The 9,031-nt window shown below is 48.8% G+C and carries 8 protein-coding genes; 4 read left to right on the top strand and 4 right to left on the bottom strand.

The window, feature by feature from the left end:
- Positions 1–343: 343 nt before the first annotated feature.
- Positions 344–1,258 carry a homoserine O-acetyltransferase MetA gene (metA, locus tag CZ360_RS08615; protein ID WP_077533736.1) on the top strand — a complete coding sequence of 305 codons (915 nt, stop codon included), beginning with the start codon at positions 344–346 and terminating at the stop codon, positions 1,256–1,258.
- 52 nt (positions 1,259–1,310) lie between these two features.
- On the opposite strand, the gene CZ360_RS08610 is transcribed toward metA, so the two are convergent.
- The 3 genes from CZ360_RS08610 to CZ360_RS08600 all read right to left on the bottom strand — a co-directional run bounded on the left by CZ360_RS08610 (position 1,311) and on the right by CZ360_RS08600 (position 4,033).
- Positions 1,311–1,913 carry a LysO family transporter gene (locus CZ360_RS08610; protein ID WP_077533735.1) on the bottom strand — a complete coding sequence of 201 codons (603 nt, stop codon included), beginning with the start codon at positions 1,911–1,913 and terminating at the stop codon, positions 1,311–1,313.
- A gap of 3 nt (positions 1,914–1,916) precedes the next feature.
- Entirely contained in the window at positions 1,917–2,213 is a 297-nt protein-coding gene (locus CZ360_RS08605) for a LysO family transporter (protein WP_077533734.1), read from the bottom strand.
- Between the two features lie 80 nt (positions 2,214–2,293).
- Entirely contained in the window at positions 2,294–4,033 is a 1,740-nt protein-coding gene (locus tag CZ360_RS08600) for a protein kinase domain-containing protein (RefSeq protein ID WP_077533733.1), read from the bottom strand.
- A 285-nt stretch (positions 4,034–4,318) separates the two neighbouring features.
- Between CZ360_RS08600 and galE the strand changes: the two genes are divergently transcribed.
- The 3 genes from galE (at position 4,319) to CZ360_RS08585 (ending at position 6,758) form a co-directional block, all read left to right on the top strand.
- Entirely contained in the window at positions 4,319–5,323 is a 1,005-nt protein-coding gene (gene galE, locus CZ360_RS08595; RefSeq protein ID WP_077533732.1) for a UDP-glucose 4-epimerase GalE, read from the top strand.
- Between the two features lie 119 nt (positions 5,324–5,442).
- Positions 5,443–5,820, top strand: coding sequence for a hypothetical protein (locus tag CZ360_RS08590; RefSeq protein WP_077533731.1), 378 nt, complete (start codon positions 5,443–5,445; stop codon positions 5,818–5,820).
- A 107-nt stretch (positions 5,821–5,927) separates the two neighbouring features.
- Positions 5,928–6,758: an HAD family hydrolase gene (locus CZ360_RS08585; protein ID WP_077533730.1), complete on the top strand. Its 831-nt coding sequence runs from the start codon at positions 5,928–5,930 to the stop codon at positions 6,756–6,758.
- A 36-nt stretch (positions 6,759–6,794) separates the two neighbouring features.
- Here the strand turns inward: CZ360_RS08585 and CZ360_RS08580 are convergent, their stop codons facing one another.
- Positions 6,795–8,927, bottom strand: a complete 2,133-nt coding sequence (locus tag CZ360_RS08580; RefSeq protein ID WP_077533729.1) for a glycoside hydrolase family 3 C-terminal domain-containing protein — start codon at positions 8,925–8,927, stop codon at positions 6,795–6,797.
- Positions 8,928–9,031: the final 104 nt, after the last annotated feature.

Below are 9,031 nucleotides of genomic sequence, written 5' to 3'. Positions count from 1 at the left end.
CGTCCCCGCCCTCTCGAGCGGCAACTTGTTTATTCTATCACACCTCATCGCTTTTGTCAAGAACTTTTTTTCCTTGGCCGGGATTCCTTTCCTCCCTCTCGCTGCGGTGCTTCGCTATTATATCACACTTCCTGCTCCTTTGTCAAGGATTTTTTTCCTTTTTCTCAGCAGCACTCCGTGCGACAGCTTTGTTATATTATCATATCCTCTCTACTTTTGTCAAGACTTTATTTTAAGTTTTTCGACATATACAAAAACCTTTATTGCATTCCCAGCTTTTTATATGTTATAATGAAATCCAACATCAGTTTATGATAGGCTTATTTCAAGGAGGATCAAGCTTATGCCAATTAATATTCCCAGCTCGCTTCCTGCAAAGCATACGCTCGAGCAGGAAAACATCTATTTAATTACTGACGACCGAGCGGCTCATCAGGATATCCGCCCTCTGCGGATCATGATCCTCAACCTGATGCCTAAAAAAATTGAAACAGAGACCCAATTGCTCCGTCTCTTAGGCAATACTCCCTTACAGGTTGATATTGAACTGCTTCAGACTGCGACACATGTTTCAAAAAATACAAATTCTGAACACCTGTTAAAATTTTATAAAACCTTTGACCAGATTAAAGGGGAACGCTATGACGGCCTGATTGTCACCGGCGCTCCAGTTGAAATGATGCCCTATGAGGAAGTGGATTATTGGGATGAATTGGCTCAGATTTTCGAATGGAGCAAAACCCACGTCTACTCTACCTTTCATATCTGCTGGGGAGCGCAGGCTGGAATTTACTATCACTATGGGATCAATAAAAAGGTGCTTCCGCAAAAAATGTTCGGAATTTTTCCGCACAAGGTCACAAACCCGAACCATCTTCTCATGCGGGGCTTTGACGAAATTTACCAGGTCCCCCATTCCAGGCATACCGCAGTAGAGGAAGAATCAGTTTACCGCCATCCGGATTTAGAGGTTCTCTCCTATTCCGATATTTCCGGACTTAATATTGCAATTTCCCATGACTGCCGCAGAGTGTTTGTTTTTGGCCATTCGGAATATGACCGCCGCACGCTGGCAAACGAATATTTTCGGGATAAGGAAAAAGGGCTGGAAATCCAGCTTCCCTACCATTATTTCCCGAACGACGACCCGGCGGAACGTCCGCCTTTTATCTGGAGAGGGCATGCAAACCTCCTTTATAAAAACTGGCTGAATATTGTTTATCAGCAGACTCCATATGATCTAAATGACCTTGCTTGAGACAAAGACAGGCGCGGAAAATTCCGCGCCTGTCTTTGTCTCTGCTGAAACGCTATGTCAATATCTGATAGAAAAAATTGATCAGCAGAGGAACCATTGCAGAACAGATCACACCGTTGAGCACTGAGATGACGACGACATCCTCGCTGGTATATTTGATCATCATTGGCAGGGTGGTATCCTCGCTGGTCGCACCTGCCGGTGCAATCGCTGTAAAGGCGTTAAAATGTTTAACCAGAAACGGAATCAGTAGAAATGAGAAAATTTCCCGGAGCAGATTGCTTAAAAAGGCGATTGCGCCGGCTTCCGCTCCGGCTAAATCCCCAACCAGCACGCCGGATAGGCTGTACCATCCAAGCCCTGATGTCACAGAAACGCAAACAGGGAGCGGGATTTTCAGAAACAGGGCCGATAAAAAGCCTCCCGCCACTGATCCTATCATAATTCCCGCCGGGATCAGCAGGATCGTCAGGTTATATTCCCGCAGCTTCCGCAAAATCAGCTTATTCATCCCTACGCTGACGCCAACCGATACCATCAGAAAACCGAGGACATAATCGGACAGGGACATCACTGCCTGCGAGGCTTCAGGAGAAAACAAAAACTGCGCGCAAAGCACACCGAGAACCAGGCTGATGATTGCAATATAAACCATGGATTAGGCTTCCTCCTTTTTGGCGTCCTGTTTCAAAAATTTCCGGCTCAGCGGATAAACCAGCGCGACGGACAGCACAATCGGAACCACTGCCAGCACCGCGCTTTTCCATCCCAGGGAGAGCAGCTCCTGCCAAAAGTTCTCCCGGCTGCCCAGCTTTAGTCCCATCATAAAGATCAGCACTGCCACCAACACCATCTGAATCCAGGAATTGACCTTCCCGAGCCGTTCTGTCAGCCTGACCGGAATCAAAAAATAACCGATCAGCACCCCGACTGCCATAATTATTACCACCGTCATCTTGTATCACCACTCCTTAATCCCGTCGAAAAATAAGACTTGCGGATTTCCGCAAGTCTTATCCATTTTAATAGCCAACGCTATTCTTCATCCGTTTGAGCCGGGCCGGAAGAGTAAATAATTGTAATTCTAGAAATAGTATTAATAGGAACATCTACTCCCGCACTTATACCCTGCACTTCAATCACCATATTTTGTGCCACAGAATCACTCGGCTGTGCTTCCATACTGATGATGCTCTCAGAAACCCCTTGTTCAATCAATTGAGCTTTCAATTGCTCTACAGTCATTCCACTCCATGATACATTAACACTTTCAGGGCCATCACTTACATACAATATAATTTTTGTATATCGTTCTACCTCTGTACCGGCTTCAATATCTTGACCAATGACTGTTCCCTTTTCATCATCGGTATGTTCACGTTTTACATCAAAAGTAAACTTATCTTCATATAGCGGATTCCCCTGAATAACACTATCATAGTTCATATCAATAAAATTATCTACTACAACTAAATCGACTGCCGGCGACTCCTCAGAGGAGACCTCCGACGACGTCTCTTCGGAAGAAACCTCCGACGTTTCCGAAATCGCGGAAGACAATTCAGAGCTCACCTCAGAAGAGGTATTGTCATCCTTTTTCTGACAGCCAAATCCGATCATCACCCAGTACAGCAGAAAAGCAATTAACAGGACAAACGGCAGGCAGAGAAGAAGCACCTTCTTCCAAGGCGGCACCGGCTTTGCCGGCGGTTCATCCCCCTCGCCAGCCGGATTGATGATTTGGGTTTCATCCTGCGCCCCTTTTTTGCGCGCTTCCTCCAGATAACGGGTGTGCTCCGCCGTCATAGCGTCCATAGTAATCGTGAAATTACCGGCATGGTACAGACCGGCCACCAGCTCCCGTACATTGCTGGTCCGATTGCGATAATCATACGCCATCCCGCGCATCACTGCTTCTGAAACCGCGCGCGGCACTGTGTCGTTTAACTGCACCAGCGGAATCAGATTGTCATTGACATTGCGGGTATTCGCTTCCGGCGGCCTTGTTCCCGACAATACCTTATAAAGCACTGCGCAGAGGGCATAGACATCCGTCCATTCCCCATGCGGTGTCATTCTTGCATACTGTTCAGGAGCAGCGTATCCGTCATATACCTTGCTTTCCAATTCACTGTTCGCTACACGGGCGGCACAAATCTCGAAGCCGGTTAAAATCATCGTGCCGTCTTCACTGATCATCAGTGTTTCCGGACTGATCCCCCGGTGCACAACCCCATGGCTATGGATCACTGCCAGCGATTCCAAAACAGGCTTGAACAGCTCGGACGCCTGTTTCCAGCTCAGCTCTCCCGCCTGCTCGCTGAGATATTGGTTAAGCGGAACCGCATCATATTTTAAATACACAGAATAAACTGTGTTGTTCTCCTCGAAAAGATCGTATACCCGAATGATATTCTCCAGAGAATTCAGCTCGCCCAAATGCTGGTACAAATCTACAAAATCAGATTTCAGAGCCTTATACTTCGCGTCGCATCCCACGTTTACCAGGATGGCGTCTCCCTGTCGGGTACACAGGTTTTGCGGCATGTATTCCCTGATATAAACTGCGCATTCCTTGCTGCAGTCATAACCGATATAAGTCAGCCCTTCCCCGTCAAACTGGAGCATCCTGCCCACAACGTAACGGTTATGCAGAACGGTTTTAGGCTTAACAGCAAACTGCGGCACTTTGTCATCTCTGCTGAAGCCGCAATACGGGCAACGCTCCACGTCGCCAATTTCGCGCATACAGCCAAGGCAAATTTTGACACCCATATATTTTACACCTCAAATTCACGATTCATTTCGCGAAGCCTGTTTAAATAATATTCCTACTTGCCGCAAATGGGCAAATTTATACGTTTATATGATATCAATATCCTCGATATTTGTCAACTCAAAGGGAAAAAGAATTTTTGCACAAAAACGTGCAATACTATTCAAAAATATGTTCGATTGTTTCATTACATTGACTTTCGGAAATATCTTGGATATAATAAAATTATCTAGAAAGCATCGGTAAACTCAAACAAAGTGCTTAAAGAGGAAAGAGGTTTGTATATGTCAGTTTTAGTCACCGGCGGCGCCGGCTTTATCGGATCGCATACCTGTGTGGAATTATTGAATTCCGGAGAAGAGATTGTTGTGCTTGACAACTTCTGCAACAGCAAGCCGGAGGTCTTGGATAAAATCCGGCAGCTCACCGGAAAAGATTTCAAATTTTACGAAGTAGACCTGCTCGATCCGGACGGCGTAGAAAAAGTATTTGCGGAAAACGATATCGAAATCGTGATTCATTTTGCGGGCCTAAAGGCTGTCGGGGAATCAGTACAGAAGCCGCTCAAATACTATCACAACAACATCACAGGAACCTTGATCCTCTGTGAGGCCATGAAACGGCATAACGTCAAAAAAATCGTGTTCAGCTCCTCGGCTACTGTTTACGGAAATCCGCACACAGTCCCGATCAAGGAGGACTTCCCTCTTTCCACAACAAATCCCTATGGCTCCACCAAGCTGATGCTGGAACGGATTTTAACCGACCTCAATGTTGCCGATCCGGAATGGAACGTCACCCTGCTGCGTTATTTCAATCCAATCGGCGCTCATAAAAGCGGTCTGATTGGTGAGAATCCAAACGGTATCCCGAATAATCTCATGCCATATATCTGTCAGGTTGCTAACGGCACCCTGCCGCGGCTGAACGTCTTTGGCGACGATTATCCCACTCCCGACGGAACCGGCGTACGCGACTATATCCATGTCGTCGACCTCGCAGTCGGGCATGTCAAAGCGGTAGAAAGAGCGCGTGAGCTGGACGGCGTAAACATCTATAATCTCGGAACCGGAACCGGTTATTCGGTGCTCGATATCGTCAAGGCATTTGAAAAGGCGAACAATCTGAAAATTCCATATGTAATTGCGCCGCGCCGCGCTGGAGATATCCCCGCATGCTATGCCGATCCAACCAAGGCGAAAGAAGTGCTTGGCTGGGAAGCACAATACGGGATTGAAGAAATGTGCCGGGACAGTTGGAACTACATGCTAAAGCAAAAGGAGAACTAAATCGGAAAGGCCGCCTGAAAGCGGCCTTTTTCTTTTGCTGTTTTCACTCATTTTCTCTTGATTTTTACCGGACATCCAGTTATGATATTCTTAGTATCGGATAAAGGAGAAGTGGATTCATGAAACGCTGCTTATACTGCGGGAAGCCGCTTTCTGACGGGCAGAAAAAATATTGTACCGAGGACTGCCGGATGCGCGCCCATGCGTTCCAGCATTTCGCCGACCGAAAAATTTATTCCTTCCTGTTCCTGTTTATCGTCGGCACGCTGGGAATCGTTGTCGGAAGCGTGCTGATCGCAATGCATCCCGGAATCGGAACCGGAATAATCGGTTTGTCGATTATCGTCTGGGGAGTAAATTTTTTTATCCTTCCGTTCGGCATTCCGGATTCCCTGCATTTCTTCGGCATCCTGGCTTCGATCCGCATCACCAGGATATTAAGTCTTCTGCTGGTCGTTTCCGGAATCGTTTTGTCTGTCGTTGGATTTAACGGATAAATCCCATTTTGTGGTCTTTGCTGCCCAATAGGATACTGATTTTACTTCGCAAAATCAGCCGTAATCCCGAAAGGAGGAAGCTTTCGCCGCACGAAAGCTATGATATTATGGAACGTATTTTATATGTCTCTGATCTGGACGGGACGCTGCTCCGTCCCAACGAAACCATTTCGTCCCAGACCTGCGACATCATGAACCGTCTGATCGGTGAAGGAATGACCTTTTCCTATGCGACCGCCCGGTCATCCGTCACTTCAAAGAAAGTAACCGAGGGTCTCCAGGCGGCATTTCCCATCATTGTGCATAACGGCGTCTTTATTGTGGATAACCGTACCGGCAAGCGCTTGCGGGCAAATCTCTTTACGGACGAGCAGAAGGCGGATATTTTTTCTGTCCTGGAGCAGTTTTCCATTGCTCCCCTCGTCTATTCCCTGCTTTCCGGAGAAGAAAAGTTTTCCTATGTCACAAATATGCTCAGCCGCAGCGCCTTGGAATTTCTTCCGTCCCGAAAGGGCGATCCGCGCAGCCATCCGGTTAGCGAAGCCGGCAGGCTGCGGGAGGGGCAGGCCTATTATTTTACCTGTCTTGACCGGGAAGAAAAGCTGCTGCCGGCATATGAGCAGCTAAAGGGTCGTTACTACTGCACCTATCAGATGGATATCTATACCGGGGAGCCCTGGCTGGAAATCATGCCGCCGACCGCCTCAAAGGCAAACGCAGTGCTTCAGCTCAAAGACCTGCTTTGCTGCGACAGGGTGGTCGCCTTCGGAGACGCGGTCAACGATGTTACGATGTTTCAAATAGCGGACGAATGCTATGCTGTCGGCAACGCCTGTGAAGAACTCAAGCAGATCGCTACAGAAATAATCGGCAGAAACGAGCAGGACGGAGTGGCCAAATGGCTGCTCGAAAACGCCCGGTTTCCCGGCCGCAGATAATAAAAAGGATCAGGAGTTTTCTCCTGATCCTTTTTATTATCTCACCTTCAGTACACAGGACAGAGGTTTCGTTCCCAAAAGCTCCGCGCTGCGTTCATCCGGCTGGCTGATTCCGGCAAACAGCCTAAAGGAACCGCTTTCAATGCTGCGTTCTCCCGCTTCATTGACCGCCTCCATTTCGTGAGGGCGTACTGTCAGGGAAACGGTTTTGCTTTCTCCCCGTGTCAGCGCTACCCGCTGAAACGCCGCCAGGCTCCAGTTTGGAACCGCGTTCGGAGATTCCAGGTCCTTCAGGTAAACCTGCGCGACCTCCTCCACGTCAAAGCCACCCTTATTTTCCAGCGTCAGTTCGACTGTTGCCGCGTCGCCTTTCTGAATTTCCTTCGGCGCAGACAGCTTCACGGCCTCAACTGTGGAATAGGTCAGCCCATAGCCGAAGGGATATAAAGCCGGTTTCTCCATGTAACGGTAGGTTCTGCCCTTCATTGAATAGTCGGTAAAATCGGGCAGGTCGGAAGTATCATGATAGAAGGTGACAGGCAGCTTTGCGCTGGGCGAGCACTTCCCGAACAGCAGGTCGCAGACAGCCTCTCCGCCGTGGCTTCCCGGATACCAGATATCCAGGATCGCCGCGCAGTGCTCCTGCGCATATTGGATTGCCATTGCGCTCCCGGCACTCAATACCAGGATAACCGGTGTGCCTGTCTTGCAGACCGCTTCAAGCAGCTTCTGCTGAAGTCCCGGCAGATCCAGATTCGGCTTGTCGCCTCCTGCATAGGAATTTCCTTCATCGCCTTCCTCACCTTCGATCAGGGAATCAAGGCCCAGGCAGAGGATTGCGACGTCGCAGCGTTCCGCCACCGATACAGCCTCACAAATCCGGTCGTTTGGTTTTGCCAGGTTTTCCACCTTATCCTTATAAAGATGGCAGCCCTCTGCGTACCAAACACGTGCCGTATCGTCTACCGCGCCATGCACCCCTTCCAGGATGGTAGTGTATTTCGAGGCAGTCCCATAGTAATTCCCTTTCAGGACAAGCTGGCTGTCCGCAGTCGGGCCGATCACTGCAATATTCTTGATCTTTGCTTGATCCAGCGGCAGGATACCGTTATTTTTCAGCAGCACCATCGATTTCCGGGAAGCTTCCAGCGATTTTTTGTTGTGCTCCTTACAGTCGTTCACCTCATACGGAATCCGGTTATATTCACAGTCCTCATCAAACATGCCGAGCTTCATCCGGGTCGTGAACAGGCGGACTGCCGCAGTGGTAATATCCTCCTCTGTGATCAGGCCCTCCTGCAGAGCCGCCAATACATGGAGGTAGGTGTTTCCACAGTTGACGTCGCATCCGTTTTTCAACGCCAAGGCCGCCGACTCCGGTGCGGTTTTCGTCACCATATGATGAGTATGAAAATCGCGGATCGCCCAGCAGTCTGAGGTGAAATGACCCTCAAAACCCCATTTTTTCCGCAGGATATCGTGAATCAGGGTTTTGCTCCCGCAGCACGGTTCGCCGTTGGTGCGGTTATATGCGCCCATCACAGCCTCAACCTTTGCTTCCTTCACCGCCGCTTCAAATGCGGGCAGATAGGTTTCATACATGTCCTTTTTAGATACGACCGCGTCAAATTCATGGCGCAGGCTTTCCGGGCCGCTGTGAACCGCAAAATGCTTCGCACAGGCAGCCAGCTTCATATGCTTCCCGTCGCCCTGCAAGCCTTTAATAAAACGAACGCCCAGCCGGGCAGTCAAATAGGGGTCTTCTCCATAGGTCTCATGTCCCCGTCCCCAACGCGGATCACGAAAAATATTGATGTTCGGTGACCAGAAGGTCAGTCCCTTATAGATATCCCGATCATTCTTTTTTACTGCCTCATTATATTTGGCGCGTCCTTCTTCGGCAATGATCCGGGCAATTTCTTCCAGCATATCCTCATCAAACATGGCCGCCATCCCGATCGCCTGCGGGAATACGGTTGCTGTGCCGGCTCTTGCCACTCCATGGAGCGCTTCGTTCCAGTAATTGTATTCCGGTACGCCCAGCCGTTCCACAGCCGGCGCATCAAACCGGAGCTGAGAAGCCTTTTCTTCTACTGTCATCCGGCCGACCAGATCTCTGGCCCGTTCTTCCGGAGAGTAGGCTTGGTCTAGATAAATTGGTTTTTCCATTTTGCACCTCCGCATTATATTCTGATTTTATTATAGGGGACGCGTATGAATTTGTATAGTATTTTTCGTGAAATACGCAATTTCTTAAACCAAAAAAGCAAAAA

This window comes from Massiliimalia massiliensis (assembly GCF_900155615.1).
Taxonomy (GTDB): Bacteria; Bacillota; Clostridia; order Oscillospirales; family Ruminococcaceae; genus Massiliimalia; species Massiliimalia massiliensis.
Note: the sequence above shows the minus strand (reverse complement) of the source record. Positions and strands in the feature narration are given on the sequence as shown.